Source organism: Thiovibrio sp. Mzg5 (assembly GCF_055379285.1).
Map to the genome: position 1 here is coordinate 1,289,285 of NZ_AP022872.1, position 18,162 is coordinate 1,307,446.

Below are 18,162 nucleotides of genomic sequence, written 5' to 3' on the forward strand. Positions count from 1 at the left end.
GCACCTGACTCTTCTTTTTTTTACGAGACCATCTTTAATTGCCATACCCGTAAAAGTCAACCAGTTTTCCTGTAACCCCCTGAGAACACAAGGGTTGCGCAAAGAACGAACATAAAGAGTTTCTCCTGCGTTCCCGTCACCTTGACTCAAAGTGTACTCTGTTCAGCCGGATAAACTCAAGCGCATTTCAACCGCAACCCACGAATTGCCCTGCACTACCCCAGCCAATCCTCGGTTATCGCGAAAAATCACTTGCGCGGTTGACCTCCCTCTCATTGTGCATTATTCTGCGGTGATGAAGTTTTTAATGAAATACCGAGTTTCCCTCGCTGTGTTCCTGTTGCTCCTTGGCGTGTATTTTTTTGTCTTCACCCTCAACGACACGTCCCCTGCTTCCTGAACCAGCAAAGCAATCGCGCCCCAGGTAGGAGCGCCAGTAAATCGGTAAACACACCTCACTGACACCAGAGGCCATGCGCCTACGGAGGATATCACCATGGACATCGAACGATGCATCAGGCTTGCCAGCGAAGAACACTTCTGCCCCTATTGCAAGGAGCGACTTTCCTGCTGCGAGGCTCCGCCATTCCACATCGGCGATGGCCTGGGATGGGGATCGGATATTCTGTTCATCTGCCTCAACAATGACTGTTCCATCTTCGCCAAAAGCTGGGAGCAATTCGAGGAACGCTATGGGCACAAGGCTTCCTGCCGCTACATGCTGCTTCCGGGAGAGGACACCGGCATGACCATCATGGTGGGCGGCGCCGATGCTTTTACCGGGTCGATAATTGATGTTGCGGCCCTCCAGCAACAAAGCGAGCGCTTCCGGAAGGAAAAAACAAATACCGGGGATCTGGATAGCTGCGTGGCTGAAAACAATCTCGCCCCAGCCCTCTGTCTCGTCCTTGACAACTCAGCTGACCTCGCGGCGCGCAAACGGGCCTGCGAACTCCTGATAGACCTGAACAACCTCGACTGCATCGATCCGATCCGCAACCACAAGTTCATCCATGGCGATATCGAGATGCAGGCCAACCTGTCCATAAAACAGCTTCTGGAAAACAACCACCGGAAGGAATGCCCCTACTGTATGGAGATCATCAAATCCCAGGCCAAGATGTGCAAGCACTGCAGTAAAGAGCTATAAGCCCTTGCCTCCCCGACTTTGCCCTTGCGAAACAGAAACCGATTGATTATATAGGGGGCGTTGGTTCCGGGGAGGATATCCCCCATATGGTGAGCGTAGCTCAGCTGGTGGTAGCACCGGGTTGTGGCCTCGGAGGTCGTGGGTTCAAGTCCCATCGCTCACCCCACGAAAAAAGATAAGGGTTTCGCATCATTGCGAAACCCTTTTTTTATTGTCCCACCACCCCCCCTTCCGAAACGGACTGACTGCAAGGGTTCGGACAGGTGTCGCTCTTCTCTTTCAGGACGGGCCTTTCCCCCGATGCAGCCAGGAAATTTTATCCCACAGGCCGCGGAGAATCTGCACCTCATGTTCGGTCAAGCCCTGGCGGGCAAGCATCCGCCGAAAAGCGCGGACTAGGTGCTCCGGATTTTGCGGATTAAGAAAACCCACCTCGAGAAGCACCTGCCGCATCTGCACGAACATGGCTTCCAGATTCTTCCCCAAGGCCGGACGCTTCCCCCGCGTCTTGTCCTCACCAGGAGCAGAAAACTTCAAGGAAGCCTCATACAGGCAGACCGCCACGGCCTGGGCCAGATTCATGGAAGGCAGGTCGGGATGGGTGGGGATGGTGAGGCAGTATTGACAAAGATCCAGATCTTCGGTCTTAAGCCCTGTGTCCTCAGGGCCGAAAACAATTGCCGCCTTGGCGGTTTTTGCCAGAGCCGCGATGGTTGTGGCCGCCTCGGCAGGATGCAGCAGTTCCTCCCGATATTTGCCGAAGCGACGGGTCGTGCCCAGAGCGAGGTTCCTGTCGGCCAGAGCAAGAGCCAGGTTTTCATACACCTTGGCCCGCTCAAGAAGGTCGATGGCGGATACCGCCATATTGCGGGCTTCCGCTCCGAGATGGCTTGCCCGCGGCTGCACCAGACGCAGCTCGCCGAAGCCGAAATTTTTCATGACCCGAGCCACGGAGCCTATATTTCCCGACCCTTTTGGCTCGACCAGAACAACACAAAGATTACCACAAGACAGAGCCATTGAATGGAGCCTCTTCGACACACGCTTAAGTTATCATTACTTACGGCAGGACAAGGACGGCCCGGAATTCAGCGAATCTGCAGATTATCGACGACGCCCTTAACTCCCTCCATGGAACGAATCAAATTGAGCACTTTTTTCTTTTGTTCCTGACTTGCAACAGCACCGGTAACATTGGCGGTGCCTGAGTAAACATCCACATCGATGTTGAGCGATCTGATACCGGGCTCTTCCATGAGTCTCGTCTTGATCTTACCACCAAGCACCTTATCATCAAAACCCTGGCCCATGGTGCGGGAGCCAACCCGGAGCTCATTTTTTACCCGCACAACTCCAGGCACCGATTTGGCGAGGAACCCAGCCCTGTCCGCCTCCTGCTGCGAATCAACATACCCGGAAAGAACCACCACTCCCGCCACAGTATCAACATCAATATTGCGGGCCTTGACGTTTTTTTCGTTGATAAGCTCGGTTTTGACCTTGGCTGTAATCGCGGCATCATCAAGCATCGTCCCGGCAGACCGCTCATCCGTGCCCACCGCGTACCCACCGGCCGCTCCTCCGCCCACTACGGCGGCGGCACAGCCCAAACTCGTCATTATATAGCCGCAGCAGAGCACTCTGACAAAAAAAGTCCGTATTTTCATAGACCACCCAATCCCCTTCTTCTTTTTTTGCTATCGCCTTTTATCCAACGATTCTGATTATACCCAAAGACACCCCCCACACCCACCCCTTTATTTCTCTAGATTTACCAAGCCACCCCTCTGCCCCAAAAAATTTCCACCTTGATCCCAACGCCGCAACAAGGCTCTAGCCGCTACTCCCGCCACGATTTATCCTCATCACGATGGCAGATATCCTCTTAAAGAAAATTTCGACCTTATCCCTCCCTTATCGCCGCGGCTTGTGCTTTTAAAATATTTCCACTCGCACCACTTTTCCTATTGCACAAAAAGAAAAGGCAGAGTATGTTGTTGAAACGAAAATAAATTTAAATAGAAGTAATACCTCTTCATGATATCCATCCAGCCGTGTTATTTCCCCCCTGCTTCGTCAGTCTCTCGTAAAGTTTCTGCCGACCACATACACAGAAAACATATTCGCTAAAGTGGAACATCCAGGACTGACACATTGTTGATTTTACCCTTGGCACACTCCCTCGTCATCCCTGGCACCTTCCGGCATGCATACAAATAACAAAATATACTCAGTGGTCTTGAGAAAGACGCTGCTTTACGCGATGCAGCTCCAGTTGCCCCATTACGCCGCATCGCCAATTGAACAAAGGAGTTCTAATGAGTTTTGAAGAGTTTCAGTTTCATCCCCAGATAATTGCCGGCATTGAAGCCTGCGGTTATACTTCGCCAACCCCCATCCAGCGCGAGGCCATGCCTCCCATTCTCGCTGGCCGCGATATCCTTGGCCTCGCCCAGACAGGCACCGGCAAGACCGCAGCCTTTGTGCTCCCGCTCCTGCAACGTCTGCAAGCCGGACCCCGCAAAAAAGTACGTGCGCTTATCGTTGCTCCCACCAGAGAGCTTGCTGAACAGATCCATGAGAATATCGGCACCATGGCCGGACAGACCAGACTCCGCAGTGTTGTTATCTATGGCGGAGTCGGCAAGCCCGGCCAGATCAAAAAAGTCAGAGAGGGGGCGGAAATCATCGTTGCCTGCCCTGGACGTCTGCTTGACCACCTGAATGACAAAGCCATAAACCTCCGGGACGTTGAGGTGCTGGTTCTCGATGAAGCCGACCATATGTTTGACAAAGGCTTCTTGCCGGATATCCGGCGGATCATGAAGCACCTGCCGACCCAGCGTCAGAACCTCGTTTTTTCCGCCACCATGCCGGCGGAAATCCGTCACCTGGCGGAAGAGATCCTGAACAACCCGGCAGTCGTCCAGATCAATCACACCGAGCCCGTTACGGCCATCTCCCATGTGCTCTTCCAAGTCACAAAAGAGAACAAGACCGCCATGCTGAAAAGCATCATGGCCCAGGAAGAGACGAAAACAACCCTGATCTTCACCAAGACAAAACACAAGGCAAAAAGCCTGGCCCTGCACCTGGAAAAATCCGGGCACAGCGCAACCTCCCTTCAGGGCAACCTGTCCCAGCAGAAACGCCAGCAGGCCCTGGACGGCTTTAAAAATGGGACCTTCAAGGTTCTGGTTGCCACGGACATTGCCGCGCGCGGTATTGATGTCTCCGGGATTTCACATGTTATCAATTATGATGTACCGGACACGGTTGAAGCCTATACACACCGGACTGGCCGCACCGGCCGGGCCACCAAAACAGGCGAAGCCCTTACCCTGGCGTCCCGCGAAGATGGCAGTATGATCCTATCCATCGAGCGCACCCTGGGCAAAAAAATGATCCGCAGAGACGTCATCGGTTTTGTCGCTGAGGCTTGCGACCTTGAAGAACCACTCAAGGCTCGCGGCGAAAGGCCGATAAGAAAAAAACCTGCCCCTGCCGGATCGGGGAGAAGCAAGCGCACCAGGGCCTCGTCCTTTGATTTTGGCATCCCGGTTCCCGCACAACGACGGTAAATCGGTTTGGGCAACCAAACCTCCAGTCGGGATATCAAACGATATTTCGGCTTTATAACAAAGTGGTTCCTCCGTGGAACCGAGCACAAAGGAGTAGTACAAGATGGCAGAAGGCACAGTTAAATGGTTTAATGATTCAAAGGGTTTTGGTTTTATTGAGCAGGACGGCGGCAAGGATGTATTCGTACATCATTCCGCAATTCAGGCCCAAGGATTCAAATCATTGCAGGAAGGCGCCCGGGTAACCTTCGACGTTGTCGACGGCCCTAAGGGACCCTCTGCAGCCAATGTGGTTCAACTCTAAAACCCCCGGTTTGGGCAACCAAACCTCCAGTCGGGATATCAAACGATATTTCGGCTTTATAACAACGTGGTTCCTCCGTGGAACCGAGCACAAAGGAGTAGTACAAGATGGCAGAAGGCACAGTTAAATGGTTTAATGATTCAAAGGGTTTTGGTTTTATTGAGCAGGACGGCGGCAAGGATGTATTCGTACATCATTCCGCAATTCAGGCGCAGGGCTTCAAGTCCTTGCAGGAAGGCGCCCGGGTAACCTTCGACGTTGTCGACGGCCCCAAGGGACCCTCTGCAGCCAATGTGGTTCAACTCTAAAACACCGGTTTGGGCAACCAAACCTCCAGTCGGGATATCAAACGATATCTCGGCTTTATAACAACGTGGTTCCTACGTGGAACCGAGCACAAAGGAGTAGTACAAGATGGCAGAAGGCACAGTTAAATGGTTTAATGATTCAAAGGGTTTTGGTTTTATTGAGCAGGACGGCGGCAAGGATGTATTCGTACATCATTCCGCAATTCAGGCGCAGGGCTTCAAGTCCTTGCAGGAAGGCGCCCGGGTAACCTTCGACGTTGTCGACGGCCCCAAGGGACCCTCTGCAGCCAATGTCGTTCAACGCTAAAACCTGTTGAATGATATTTTAAGGCCTCGCTTCGGCGGGGCTTTTTTTTTGTGTATTTTTTACCGAAATAAAAAAATGGCTTACGGATAAATCCATAAGCCATTCATTTTTCTGGAGCCAACGAGCGGAATCGAACCGCTGACCTACTGATTACGAATCAGTTGCTCTACCAACTGAGCTACGTTGGCGTTATACCTTGCAGGATAACGATATTTTTCGTATTTTAAACGATGCTCTGCATCTATCAACTTTACCCAAAAGTGTCAAGCCCTTCCCGTATCCCACGCGGCAAAATACCTAAAATTTCACCTCAGGCTTGCTGGCAGCAATGAAAAAAAACCGCCCGGTTTCCATTCTCGTCGTCGATGACGACAAAACCCATCGCATCATGCTGAAAACCATGCTGAAGCAATGGGGCTGGCAGATAGAAGAAGCGGATGACGGAACAACCGCCATCGAGGCTGTCCACAACACACCTTTTGATGCCATTCTTATGGATGTCCGCATGACCAAACTGGACGGCATCGAAGCACTGCGGCAAATTCATGCGTACAATCCAGCCATTCCCGTAGTCATCATGACTGCCTACTCTTCTGTGGATGCCGCCGTAGAGGCCATCAAGATCGGAGCCCACGACTATCTGACTAAACCCCTTGATTTTGACCGGCTCAAACTCACCATGGCCCATGCTTTGGATCACCGGCAAGTCCAGGAAAACAAAAAATCTTCCGGCAAAAATAAAGGACCGGTCATAGACGCCGGGGGAATCATTGGCAGCTCAGAACCGATGCGCGAACTCATGGAAATGGTATCCTACGTCGCACCAACCGAGGCTACCGTTCTTATTTCCGGAGAATCGGGCACGGGCAAGGAATTGATCGCTGCGGCCCTGCACCACAATAGCGCCCGGAAAAATGGTCCTTTCATCAAGGTCAACTGTGCGGCCCTGGTGGAAAATCTCCTGGAATCGGAACTGTTCGGTCATGAAAAGGGCGCTTTTACCGGAGCCGACCGGCGGCGGGAGGGAAGATTCGTCCAGGCCAATGGCGGCACCATCTTTCTTGATGAAATAAGTGAAACCTCACCGGGCATGCAGGCAAAACTCCTTCGAGTCTTGCAGGAACACGAGGTCCAACGGGTTGGGGGGCAGGAAACCCTTGCCGTTGACGCGCGCGTCCTGGCAGCCAGTAACCGTAGACTGGAAGAAGAGGTAGCCCAGGGCACCTTCCGGGAGGATCTGTACTACAGACTCAACGTGGTGACCCTGCACGTTCCCCCACTCAAGGACCGCAGAGAAGATATCCCCGCCCTGGCCGAATACTTTGTGGAAAAATTTGCCAAGAAAAACAACCGCCAGGTTGCAGGTATTACACCCCGTTGCATGGCCCTGCTTCTCAACTACCCCTGGCCCGGAAACGTGCGGGAGCTTGAAAACGCCATCGAACGGGGCATTATCCTCATGCGCGGCGATTATCTCGATGAAGAGAGCCTGCCCATCCCGGTGCGACGTTTCGCCATAAAAACCGAGACGCTACTTCCCTCTGCCGCTGCCCCCCCAGGATCGCTGGAAGAGGCGGAACAGATCGTCATCAAAAACATCCTGGCGGAAACGGGGGGCAACAAAAGTGAAGCATCCCGGCGCCTGAACATCACCCGCAAAACCCTGCTCAGCAAAATGCACAAGTATGGCCTGACCTGAAAACCTTTCGCTTACAGAGCCCATTCCTGGAAGAGTTGATCGGCAAGAGGCTCCGCTATCAGACACCGCTCTTCTCCCCCAGAAGCAAACAACACCGTTGCCGCTGCTGACTCCCCGATCATTTTTTTCCCGAAGCGAACCACAAGCCCGGCTGCCGCCACAAAATCATCCGGGTGCCCCGAATGCAACACCCCCATTGGCCCAGACCGCTCGGGCATATGCACCAGAAAATCACCCGGATCATGAAGCGCCTCAAGCCGAACATTCTCAGCTTCATCACGCCCCAAGACAAGCCAACCGCCATGGGGCAGCTGAAAATGACGGCCAAAGAGGAGCAACCGGATATCATTAAGCCTAACCTGGGGATAACGGGAATAATACCAAGCAATCCGTTTTGCCTGATCCTTTTCGGTAAGGACACACCCCCCGGCAGGACGGGGATAGTCTTTAATGCCAAATTGTTCGGCCAGCTGTATTTGCGGCTGCCGCCCCCTGCCGTTAAAATCAAGGAGAAGATCGCGATCCACCAAACCTTCACGCTCCGCAAGAGTCGGTTCCTGTGTTTTGGCGCACAATGGCCGCAAGAGAATGCCAGTACAACCGCTGTCCCGTTCAATCACCCGCAGGGTATCGCGACGCTGGGACATCGGCCGTTGGCCGATCACCTCGCCGGTAATCAGAAAAGAGGCGGAGAATTCCGGCAGCAACATTTTCGCCGCCCGGAGCAAGAGAATCTTGCAATCGATGCAGGGGTTAAAATTCTTGCCGTACCCATGGGGAGGGTTGCGCAGCATCGTAAAATAGGCATCGCTCACATCACGGAGGACAACCTCAATGCCGTAGCTATCCCTGACCATCTGGGCATATTCCTGCTCCTTGGCCAGGAGTTCATAGCCGAAAAAGGGAGTGACAAACTTGACCGCCTGTACCGCAATCCCCTGCGCCGCCACCACCCGGCAGGCGAGGATGCTGTCCAAGCCCCCGGAAAAAAGGGCCAAAGCACGGGTCATAAAACCGCCTTCCGCTCCATGAGCGTCCGCACATAGGCCAGGGTCTGTTCGCTGACCGAATCTCCATCCAGCATCCGAGCAAGTTCATGCTCTCTTTTTTCAAGGGACAAGGGGATAATCGTGGTTTTGGTGCGGGCATCGACCACGGATTTTTGCACCAGAAAATGCTCGTCAGCCAGGGAGGCAATCTGCGGGAGATGGGTAATGCAAAATACCTGGTGATGCCCAGCCAACTCCCGAATCTTCCTGGCCACCGCCTCTGCCGCCTTGCCGCTGATCCCGGCATCGATCTCATCGAAAATAACCGTATCGACCTGATCCTTTTGGGCCAGGATGGTCTTCAAGGCCAACATCAACCGCGACAGTTCACCGCCCGAGGCAACCTTGACCAAGGGCTTGGGCTCCTCACCCTGATTGGCGGAAAACATGAATTCCGGCCGATCCCAACCAAGTCGGGAGATACCCCCCAGTTCCTCGTTCTGTTCCCCCTTGAAACAGATCTCAAAAATCGCCTGCTCAAAACAGAGAGCAGCCAGAGAAGCACGAATCTTACCGACCAGTTCCTGAGCCGCAGCCTGCCGTCCCTTGGAAAGCAGCGCCGCCGCCTCGACCAGGGCGGTTTCGCTCTGACGCACTTCTTTCTCCAGGGAGGCCAGCCGCTCATCCAGCGCCTCGATTTCCGCAAGCTCCTGCTTTGCTTCCCGGCCAAAGGCGAGGACTGCGTCAAGCTCACCGCCATATTTTCTTTTGAGCCGCTGCAACAGATCAAGACGCGCCGTAACCACATCGAGCCGCGCCGGATCACTGGCAAGGGTCTCCACATAGTTGCGGATTGTTTGCACATGGTCTTCCAGCTGAAAACAATTCCCGGCCACCTCTTCGGCAAGCCCCGCAAGGCTCTGATCAAAAGCAGCCATGTGAGTCAGGTTTTTGCGCACCGCGGAAAGGGGGGTATTGACCGCCTCCGCCAGAAGATGCCAGCTTTTTTTCCCAAGGCCGATCAGGTCATCGGAGGCCCGCAACCTGTCACGCTCAAGAACCAGAGCGGCGTCTTCCCCTGGGCTGGCGGCAGCCTCCTCGATCTCCCTGGCCTGAAAGGTGAGAAAATCACGACGTTGTTCCTTGTCCCTCTCCTTGGCCACAAGCTCCTGATATGATTTCCTGGCCTCCAGCCAGGTATCGTAACACTGGGAAACAATGAGCCGTTGGGGCCAGAGACCGCCGACTGCGTCAATACAATCAAGATGGCTGCGGGGTTGCAACAGTTGCTGATGATCATGCTGACTGGCAACGCTGAGCAGATTTTCCATCACCTCGCCCACCGCCTTGGCCGTGGCCAGACTGCCGTTCATGAAATACCGGCTGGAACCTTTCAAGGAAATCACCCGCTTGACCACCAGTTCGGCCTCGGGTTCACATCCCATCTCCGCTAATTTTTCCTGGATGATTCCATGCTGGGGGTTGAGTTCAAAAAGGGCCTCCACCGTTGCCGTCTCCGCCCCGCTTCTGATCCAGGTGGCCGCAGCTTTACCGCCTCCCAGCAGATGAATGGCCTGCAGGATGATGGATTTCCCGGCCCCGGTCTCTCCGGTAAGAACCGTGAGTCCTTCGGCAAAAGAAACATGCAGTTTCTCGATGAGGGCAAGATTGGTGATGATGAGTTCCTTCAGCATATGGCTCTCTATACAGGATTATCCGAAGATTGCAATGGTTGACCTGCCGGTGCGGCAGAACGGAACAAATGGTGGCGTAAACGGATCTTCGTCATTATAGTTATATAAATACGTAGAGATGGAATCAAACAAGTTTCCTATCGTAGGTATCTCAATAGTTCACATGAATCACAACACCACCTTCCGACGCCTCACCGCATTCATCATCTGCACTGTTTTCTTGCTCGGCAATCTGCCCTTGGCAGGTTTTTCCCCGCCCCCAGCCCAGGCTTTCAGCATTGGGGAAGAACGGGAAGTCGGCGAAAAGCTCCTGTCCATCATCCGCAAGGAATTCACCCTTCTTGATGACCCGGACCTTACGGAATATGTAACAAATCTCGGACAACAGACCCTGCAACTCGCTGGGCCACAGTTCTTTGATTATCATTTTTTCATCATCGACAACAAGGAATTCAATGCCTTCGCCGCCCCGTCAGGCCTAATTTTCTTCCATTCAGGCCTCATTGACCTGTGCGACACCGAAGGAGAACTGGTCAGCGTCCTCGCCCACGAAATCGGCCATGCCGCCAGCCGTCATATTGCGGACAGAATCAGCAAATCGGGCAAAGTCAATGCTACCTCCACCGCCCTGATGCTGGCAGGCCTGCTCCTCGGCGGGGGTGCCCTTTCCCAAGCCGTTGTTACTGGCTCCATGGCGGGCGGCCTTACTGCAAACCTCAAATTCAGCCGCGAGGACGAAGAAGAGGCAGACCGGTTGTCCTACAAATGGATGCAAGAAGAAAAGCGCGACCCGGCGGACATGGTGAATATGCTCAAAAAAATGCGCCGGGTCAGCCGCTATCACCGCAAACAGGTACCCACCTATCTGCTCACCCACCCAGAGCCGGAAAACAGAATCGGCTACATAGAAGACCTCATCCTACAGGATCCGCAGAAAAAAATCCAAGTTCAGGATGAGTTTGCCTACCAGAGATTCAAATACCGGGTACAGGCCCTCACCCGGGACACGCAGTCGATCCTACCGATCCTGAAAAACAAGGCGGAGGAACCAGGCGCCCTGCAGAACGATCCCATGGTTTTTTTCGGCCTATCCCAAGCCTATCTGGCAAACCGTGATTTCCAAAAAGCAGAAGAGACTCTCCAAAAAGTCATAAACCGTTTTCCAGACAGGCCCATTCTCAAAACAGACCTCGGCAGAATAAAGCTTGAAGCGGGAGAGACAAAGAAGGCCCTGGAAATATTTCAGGAAATAAACAGACTGAATCCCTCCGAGACTTACAACACCTACTATCTGGCCAAAGCCTTGCAGCAGACAGGTGAGCTTGCACAGGCGGTTCTCATTTATGAAAACCTGACCGAACGTATGCCAACCTATGCAAAACTCTATCAGGAAATCGGAAAAATCAGAGCCTCTCTTGGAAACAAGGCCCTTGGACACTACAATCTCGCCCTGTATCAATATTATGAAGGATCAAGTCTCTCGGCCCGCTACCATATAACGGAAGCGCTTAAAAATCTCCCCGAGAAGGATCCTCTCTTTCCCAAACTAAAAGAACTGAGAAGCAAAATCGACCGAATCGACAAGATGTGAGACCGGGAAAATGATCTGTTGGGCTGGAGGAAGGAGACGAACTTCGTGATGCTACTGCTTGCGACTGCGGAGTTTACGGATCGCCATCACCGCAAAATCACGGAATAAGCGGGTTGCCTTGATCCGGTTAGCATCAAGTTTTGGCCTACCCTTTTTTCGATCGAGATAGATCAGGCCGATGGGTTTATCGTCGAGGCAGATTGGGAAGAGATACACCGTCCGGTCTTTCACAAAAAACTTAAGGCTCTCGGGAAAGGCGTCCGGAGTGTTGGCAGGGATGGCCATATCCTTGCAGGCCTTGAGAGACTTGGGAATAATGTAACCACTCGGGGCGAGATCGTGCTCAAATCGAGCGATTCCGGCCGGGTCAATATCTCCCAAGCCAAACCGGCCGACCAAAACCCGGCGGGTTGGTTGCACGCTGATCACAGCGAGAAGCACCCGGTCAAAACCAATGCCCCGGTAAAGCCCCTCCAAGAGATTGATATAAAAATCATTAAGGTTGAACGGCCCCATGAGCGTTTCGGTAATATCATGGATAAAATCATTAATGGATTTATCCTGACTGATGGGCAGCTCGTCTAACTCCTGGATACCCTCCCCTGCTTCCTCGGCCTCGTTTTTTCTTTCCGCCAAATCGCCTCTTGCTTCCGCCTCCTGAACCCTTTTTTTCTTCTTTTTTGCTGCCAGGGCAGGATCCTTGATGGCCTCTTCAATGCCCCGCAACCGGCTACGGATCTTCAACTTGGAAAGCCCATACCGAATGGATTCGGAAATATCCTCGGAGGCCTCTACACTCTTATTGACCATCTCCAGGGCTTCTTCCTTATTAATGGACAGCAACTCCCCGTACTGACCGACAAGAACGTCTATATCCTTTTCTTCGCAAATATATTTGACAAGTTTATTGGAAAAATTCGAGATGCTTTTCAGATAGCCAAGGGTGTCATAGCTATTTTTGGGCTCCGAAGGGTCCGGATCCATGGACGCGCTGACTTTATCGGACAAATTCCAGAAAGTGGCGACCTCGGCTCCTATCCTGTCAAAGGTCAGATCCTCAAGCACCTGTCGGGTGGCGGAATCTTCGGACATACCGCCAGCCACCTTCTGTTCGATTTCGCGATAGACTTCCGGCAGGTAGATACAGACAATAATCTTACCAAGATCATGGAGGAGGGCACAGATAAAGGCCTCCTCCGGCACGATATTGATGTTTTTCTCAACAGCCAGATCGCGGGCCTGCATGGCGCTTAAAAAAGATCGGGTCAGTATTTTACTGATCCCTTCTTTTTCAACGCCTGTTTTAAGAAAATCCTCAAACAGGGCAATGGCCGTGGCAAGGTCGCGAACAGCGTCAAAGCCAAGAATAGTCACCGCCTTGGAGATGGAATTCACCGGGCGCCCAAGGGAGTAATAGGCCGAGTTGACCACTTGGAGAACTTTGTTGGTAAGGGAATAATCTTTGAGAATAACCTTGGAAAGTTCGTACGCGGCGCTACGACTGCTGTGGGTGAGGGAAATCAGCTCCTGAACATTATGGGACATAGCCGGGAGCTCGCCCATGTTCATTTTTGCAAATATTTCAGCAAGTTTACCGCTTGACGGCGGTGAGGTCTCAGTCATATTTTTTTGCAACCACCCAAAATTCGGACAACCCAGCCCCCAGCATCTCTTGCCTCTAACGTACCACTATAATTATACAATATTTATAAAAAAAATCTAAAGGCGTAACGTTTTTTTATTACACCCTTATCTGATATATGATACGTTCATAACAGGCAAGTTAATTCCATGCAACTTTCTGATATAGTGCAACAAATAGTTTTTCTGAAAAACATTTCGCTACACACAGGAAACATCTCTTTTGCCATATTTCTGCACCTGCAGATTCCGGCAAACGATTGGCAATAAAATGGAGCCCCCCGGAAAAGAATGATGATGCAGGACGGAACGATCAATCTTGAGGATTACACCAAATCAGATTGGACCATTATGCTCAATGACCGGGTTATTACCACTTTCACTACCCATGAAGGCAACAAGCTCATTATTGGCCGCAGCCCCGATGCGGATGTGGTCATCGACAACACCGCCATATCCAGACACCATTCCTCTATTGAACTCCGCGATGGCCGCCATTACCTGGCAGACATGAAAAGCACCAACGGCACTACCGTAAACGGGAAAAAAATCACCTCAAAGGTGCCGGTCACGGAAAAAGACGTTATTTTCATCGGAAAATTTCGCTTGCTCCAGGCGGCGGCAAGCCAACAAAATGCTTCGTCATCCTACGCCACAGCCATGGATATGGATGACGAAGCAACTGTTTTTGTCAGTTCTCCCCGACAACAGGCCGCAGCCCAACCCATTCAGGCCAAGGCCCCTTCCGCAACTGAAGTTTACAGGCTCACGGTAATTGAAGGTTCTGCCACGCCAAACGTGCTCTCCCTGGATGGGAAGAGCAGTGTAAAACTCGGCAAAGACCCGTCCTGCGACATAATCATTGCCGGCTGGCTTGTCGGCAAAACCCAGTGCTATGTGGTGAGCAAGAAAGACAGATATTACATCGTGCCCCAGCGCTCGTGGGCCAACACCAAACTCAACGATGTCATCATCAAAGAAGAACGCCTCTTACGCAAAGGCGACATGATTCAAATCAAAAGCGTAAAAATCAGGTTCAATTAATCACCCGGATGCTCTCCAGACTCTTTACCCAAATAAACAAGTGGAAAAAAGGTGCCCCCACCGGCATCCCAGGTGAAGCATCCACCAAAGCCCCACAGCCTTCCCCCTCGCCTAAAATCCCTCAGGTGCCTGTCTGGGCCCCTGGAGATACCATTCTTAACCGTTATCATATCGAACAGGTTATGTCTGGATCCATGGGGAACGTCTACATCTCTGAACATCTCGGCTGGAAAATAAAGGTGGCGATTAAAGCCCCCCGGCCGGAAGTCCTTGCGGACCGTGAAGGCATGCACCGGATACTCAAGGAAGCCAACAGCTGGGTTCGGATGGGTATGCATCCCAATGTTGCCTCCTGTTTTTATGTGCTTGGCATCAATAAAATCCCCCATCTTTTCATTGAATTCGTCGATGGCGGAAATCTTTCCGACTGGATCAAGGCCGGTCGTTGCAGAAATCTCCGCACCGCCCTGTCCCTTGCCATTCAATTCTGTCACGGCATGGAATTTACCCACCAGCGTGGCATTATCCATCGCGATATCAAACCCCAAAATATCCTGATCACCAAAAACTCCTTGTTGAAAATAACCGATTTCGGCATCCTCCTTGCCCATGGGGACACGGAAAAAGGCGATGGCCTGGTTCCCGATGTTGATACAGCAGATCATGAGGCAACCATCGGTTTTCGGGGAACCCTCGGCTACGCCTCCCCGGAACAACTGCGCAACGCCCACACGGTTGATCTGCGGACTGACATTTTCTCCTTTGGCCTGTGCCTCTGGGTCATGCTTTGCGGCAAGAAACCATTTACCAACAATGCGCTCGAACATAAAATACCCACCCCAACTCCGGCGGCCCCGGATATCAAATTCTCCGCAGCACTCAAAAATGTTCTCCGCAAAAGCGTTGCCTTTAACCCAGACGACCGTTACCAAAATTTTGCTGAAATGCGAGAAGCCTTGAATGGGGCTTATACCGCGGCCTTTAATACTTCATGCCCTTACGCGGAACTCAGCAATATTGATCTCAGGGCGGACGGCCTTAACAACAGAGCCGTCTCCCTCTTTGAGCTGGGGGAAAGCAGAGAAGCTGCCGCCTGCCTGAACAAGACCCTTGAAGTCAACGAGATGCTTCCCGAAGCAGTGTACAATATGATTTTGCTCAACTGGCGCTCAGGGACAAAAGCAACAAAAATTATCCGGCAGATTGAAACAGCCAAGAAACGTGGCGCCACGACGCCCTGGCTCACCGAGATGGAGGGTGCGGTCAAACGCAGCATGGTGGCTGACAAGGTCGAACTTGAAAAACAGCAGTTCCCGGAATTTCGTCTGTGCACCCCCAAAAACTCCCTGGAAATTTTCCGAGAAGGGCAACTCCACTCTTCTGTGCAGCGCAACATCCTCGACCATCTGGATAATAAACGCTATGGCCCATGCCATGACATCCTGATGACGGCCTGGAAAAACAGCAGCTTCAAAAAAGACAAAATTTTCAACATGGTCTATCATAGGCTGTTGCTGGTAGGGACAAAAAAGAAAGTGCTGGGAGTCCAACGTTTTCTGACCCTGAGTGGAGATGAAGGGCCGGCAACACATCTTGCCCATATCCCGAATACAAAGAAATTTGTTGCTGCTGGCCCCGGGGGGAAAATAATCCTTCACGACCTGGGTATCTCCTCACAGCAAGGCATTATCTTAGAAAAAGACGGGAGTGCTATTTCTGCGCTGGCTGTCTGCCCCCAGAGCAATTTTATCGCCGTAGGCGCCCAGGATGGCACTATCTGTCTTTTTTCCGCAAAGACCGGCACTCTGGAATCAAAGGAAACTGCCCACAACGGTCCGGTCCATGCCTTAGCCTTCAACGAAAACGGCCGCTACCTTGCTTCTGGCGGAGCAGACGGCATCATGAAAATACGCAAGCTTGGCACCGGTCCGGAAATGACCACCTCAATCAAGGAAGGCGGCGCTATCCGCGCCATTACCTATACAACGAGCGGTTTAAATCTGGTAACCGGGAGCCAAGACGGCTCTGTCCGCTTCTGGGAGACAAACGGCAAAGAATGCACGAGAATCATTGAAGCCCATGCCATGCCGGTTATCGCCCTGGCAAATTCCTCCGATGGCCAGCGCTTTGTCTCTGCCGGCACCGACCGTCATTTAAAAGTATGGGAACACAAGACCGGGCGCTGCCTCAAATCGATCAAGGCCCATGACGAAACCATTTCTTCCGCTTTGTTTCTTCAGGACAACCAGACCGTGATCTCCGGCTGTGAAGATGACATCATCAAGCTCTGGGACAGTAACAGCGGGGAATGCCTCTCCATTCTCGACGGCAGAGGCGATGGCATATACAGCCTGGCCCACGGGCCAAAACCCCACACCTTTCTTGCCGGAAGAAAAGATGGGGCTATTGTTTTCTGGATGGTAATCTACCAACTTCATTTTGAGTAATTTCCCCGGTCGGGAAAACAACGGATCGTGCATGATGTTCGCTTTTTTAAGAAAAATCTGCAAAAGCAAGCCCAGAGGTATTTCTTTTTATGGGCGCACGGACACCGGAATGGTCCGCGACCATAACGAAGACAGCTTTTGCTCTCTGCGAAACCGGCGCCTTTTCGTGGTCGCCGATGGCATGGGCGGCCATAATGCAGGCGAGATCGCCAGCCGCTTGGCCATCGAATCCCTGCTCGAATTCCTCTCGGAAGAAAAAATTGGGGAGATCCGAGGCAACGACGATGCGATTCACCAGAGTATGCTGGCCGCTTTCCAGCACGCCAATGAGACCGTAATGGCCAAAGCCGCCGACGATGAGACCATGCAGGGCATGGGCTGCACCATGGTCGCCTGTCTTCTTGACGAAAACCGCCTCCACACCTGTCACGTCGGAGATGCTCGCTGCTATCTCTCTGAAAAAGGCAGCCTGCAGCAGCTCACCACCGATCATACCACCGTGGCATACATCAACAAAATCGACACCAACAACAATGAGATTCAGATTCCCCGCCAGGTGGTAACAAGAGCCATCGGCTTCCACTTCCCTGAGGGTCCGGAATACCATAAAAACATTTTACGGCCGGGAAGCAGGATACTCCTCTGTTCCGATGGCCTATGGAACATGGTTGACCACACCCGGATTGAGCAAATCCTCCTCAATGCCCCCACCCCGGAAAAAGCCAGCGAAACCCTGGTCACCGCCGCCAATGAGCAAGGCGGCCGCGACAACATCACTGCCCTGGTAATCTTTTATTAAAGCGAGAGACGATGGCTGCCCAGTACAACGACCCGAACACCCTTGAAAATATCGCCGCCGACCTCAGAGCCCTTGCCAACGATCTTGCCCAGGGGAGACTCCGGGTTGGCAGCCGGCTGGTCGCCATTGGGAACCCCCTGTTCATAAAAACCAAACAAAAGATCACCGGTGACACTGCGTATTGCACCCTTTCTTTTCAGGTGCCCCTCCGGGATTCGGACAAGGAGCCCACCCTGACCACCGACCGGATGCAGACCTATGAAAAAAGCCGCGAGGCACAGCAGGACAAGGAGTTTCGCTTGAAGGGGCGACCGCCTGAGGGGAAAAAAATAAAAAAAGAGATTAGCAGCCTCTGGAAAACCGTGTCCAAAAAGCTGGAGCAGGGGCAGAATCCCACCCCTGCCGAAGAAAAAGCCCTTGTTGCCGCCTTTGAAAACTATACTGTTTTCTCTGAACCGGCCTGGCATGAAGAGTGGCTTATCTGCCTTACGGCCCTGCGAGAGGCTTTGGCCTACGCCCGCAAGGGGGATATGCGCACCGCCCTGGAGCAGGCCGAAAAAGTGAACGACCTCACCAAGGCTTGTCACAAAAAACATAAGTAGCCCGCT

General features: G+C 52.5%; 16 protein-coding genes and 2 tRNA genes. 12 read left to right on the forward strand and 6 right to left on the reverse strand.

The genetic code is table 11. From position 1 onward, the window contains the following. Positions 1-496 precede the first annotated feature (496 nt). Together ACZ46D_RS05795 and ACZ46D_RS05800 are read left to right on the forward strand one after the other, a co-directional pair. The gene (locus tag ACZ46D_RS05795) at positions 497-1,150 is read left to right on the forward strand and encodes a zinc ribbon domain-containing protein (protein ID WP_464929091.1); all 654 of its coding nucleotides are present in this window, start codon (positions 497-499) and stop codon (positions 1,148-1,150) included. An 89-nt stretch (positions 1,151-1,239) separates the two neighbouring features. Beyond that, a tRNA-His gene (locus tag ACZ46D_RS05800) sits at positions 1,240-1,316 on the forward strand. Positions 1,317-1,429: 113 nt separating this feature from the next. Here ACZ46D_RS05800 and ACZ46D_RS05805 read toward each other — a convergent pair. Continuing rightward, on the reverse strand, positions 1,430-2,170 hold the full coding sequence (locus ACZ46D_RS05805) for an RNA methyltransferase (protein ID WP_464929092.1): 741 nt from the start codon (positions 2,168-2,170) through the stop codon (positions 1,430-1,432). 68 nt (positions 2,171-2,238) lie between these two features. Continuing rightward, the gene (locus ACZ46D_RS05810) at positions 2,239-2,817 is read right to left on the reverse strand and encodes a BON domain-containing protein (RefSeq protein ID WP_464929093.1); all 579 of its coding nucleotides are present in this window, start codon (positions 2,815-2,817) and stop codon (positions 2,239-2,241) included. 651 nt (positions 2,818-3,468) lie between these two features. Between ACZ46D_RS05810 and ACZ46D_RS05815 the strand changes: the two genes are divergently transcribed. The 4 genes from ACZ46D_RS05815 (at position 3,469) to ACZ46D_RS05830 (ending at position 5,650) form a co-directional block, all read left to right on the forward strand. Further along, on the forward strand, positions 3,469-4,731 hold the full coding sequence (locus tag ACZ46D_RS05815; RefSeq protein WP_464929094.1) for a DEAD/DEAH box helicase: 1,263 nt from the start codon (positions 3,469-3,471) through the stop codon (positions 4,729-4,731). 103 nt (positions 4,732-4,834) lie between these two features. Further along, positions 4,835-5,035, forward strand: coding sequence for a cold-shock protein (locus tag ACZ46D_RS05820; protein WP_307633456.1), 201 nt, complete (start codon positions 4,835-4,837; stop codon positions 5,033-5,035). A 107-nt stretch (positions 5,036-5,142) separates the two neighbouring features. Further along, a complete protein-coding gene (locus ACZ46D_RS05825) occupies positions 5,143-5,343 on the forward strand; it encodes a cold-shock protein (RefSeq protein ID WP_307633456.1) in 201 nt (66 codons plus the stop codon). Positions 5,344-5,449: 106 nt separating this feature from the next. Next, the gene (locus ACZ46D_RS05830; protein ID WP_464929095.1) at positions 5,450-5,650 is read left to right on the forward strand and encodes a cold-shock protein; all 201 of its coding nucleotides are present in this window, start codon (positions 5,450-5,452) and stop codon (positions 5,648-5,650) included. Between the two features lie 112 nt (positions 5,651-5,762). On the opposite strand, the gene ACZ46D_RS05835 is transcribed toward ACZ46D_RS05830, so the two are convergent. After that, positions 5,763-5,838 (reverse strand) — tRNA-Thr (locus tag ACZ46D_RS05835). A 140-nt stretch (positions 5,839-5,978) separates the two neighbouring features. On the opposite strand from ACZ46D_RS05835, the gene ACZ46D_RS05840 reads away from it, so the two are divergent. Beyond that, complete coding sequence (locus tag ACZ46D_RS05840; RefSeq protein WP_464929096.1) at positions 5,979-7,349, forward strand: sigma-54-dependent transcriptional regulator; 1,371 nt, start codon at positions 5,979-5,981, stop codon at positions 7,347-7,349. Between the two features lie 11 nt (positions 7,350-7,360). On the opposite strand, the gene ACZ46D_RS05845 is transcribed toward ACZ46D_RS05840, so the two are convergent. Next, the gene (locus tag ACZ46D_RS05845; protein WP_464929097.1) at positions 7,361-8,359 is read right to left on the reverse strand and encodes a thiamine biosynthesis protein; all 999 of its coding nucleotides are present in this window, start codon (positions 8,357-8,359) and stop codon (positions 7,361-7,363) included. Next, positions 8,356-10,032 carry a DNA repair protein RecN gene (gene recN, locus ACZ46D_RS05850; protein ID WP_464929098.1) on the reverse strand — a complete coding sequence of 559 codons (1,677 nt, stop codon included), beginning with the start codon at positions 10,030-10,032 and terminating at the stop codon, positions 8,356-8,358. Before recN ends, ACZ46D_RS05845 begins: the two co-directional genes overlap by 4 nt. Positions 10,033-10,195: 163 nt before the next feature. Between recN and ACZ46D_RS05855 the strand changes: the two genes are divergently transcribed. Next, the gene (locus tag ACZ46D_RS05855; protein ID WP_464929099.1) at positions 10,196-11,623 is read left to right on the forward strand and encodes a beta-barrel assembly-enhancing protease; all 1,428 of its coding nucleotides are present in this window, start codon (positions 10,196-10,198) and stop codon (positions 11,621-11,623) included. Positions 11,624-11,674: 51 nt separating this feature from the next. Here ACZ46D_RS05855 and ACZ46D_RS05860 read toward each other — a convergent pair whose 3' ends face one another. Next, positions 11,675-13,168 (reverse strand): HDOD domain-containing protein, encoded by a 1,494-nt coding sequence (locus tag ACZ46D_RS05860; protein WP_464929100.1) that lies wholly within the window; start codon positions 13,166-13,168, stop codon positions 11,675-11,677. 387 nt (positions 13,169-13,555) lie between these two features. On the opposite strand from ACZ46D_RS05860, the gene ACZ46D_RS05865 reads away from it, so the two are divergent. From ACZ46D_RS05865 to ACZ46D_RS05880, 4 genes are all read left to right on the forward strand, one after another. After that, positions 13,556-14,308: an FHA domain-containing protein gene (locus tag ACZ46D_RS05865; protein WP_464929101.1), complete on the forward strand. Its 753-nt coding sequence runs from the start codon at positions 13,556-13,558 to the stop codon at positions 14,306-14,308. Positions 14,309-14,502: 194 nt separating this feature from the next. Further along, positions 14,503-16,755, forward strand: coding sequence for a protein kinase domain-containing protein (locus ACZ46D_RS05870; protein ID WP_464929102.1), 2,253 nt, complete (start codon positions 14,503-14,505; stop codon positions 16,753-16,755). 109 nt (positions 16,756-16,864) lie between these two features. Then, positions 16,865-17,554, forward strand: coding sequence for a PP2C family protein-serine/threonine phosphatase (locus tag ACZ46D_RS05875; RefSeq protein WP_464929103.1), 690 nt, complete (start codon positions 16,865-16,867; stop codon positions 17,552-17,554). 11 nt (positions 17,555-17,565) lie between these two features. After that, on the forward strand, positions 17,566-18,156 hold the full coding sequence (locus ACZ46D_RS05880; protein ID WP_464929104.1) for a hypothetical protein: 591 nt from the start codon (positions 17,566-17,568) through the stop codon (positions 18,154-18,156). Positions 18,157-18,162 lie beyond the last annotated feature (6 nt).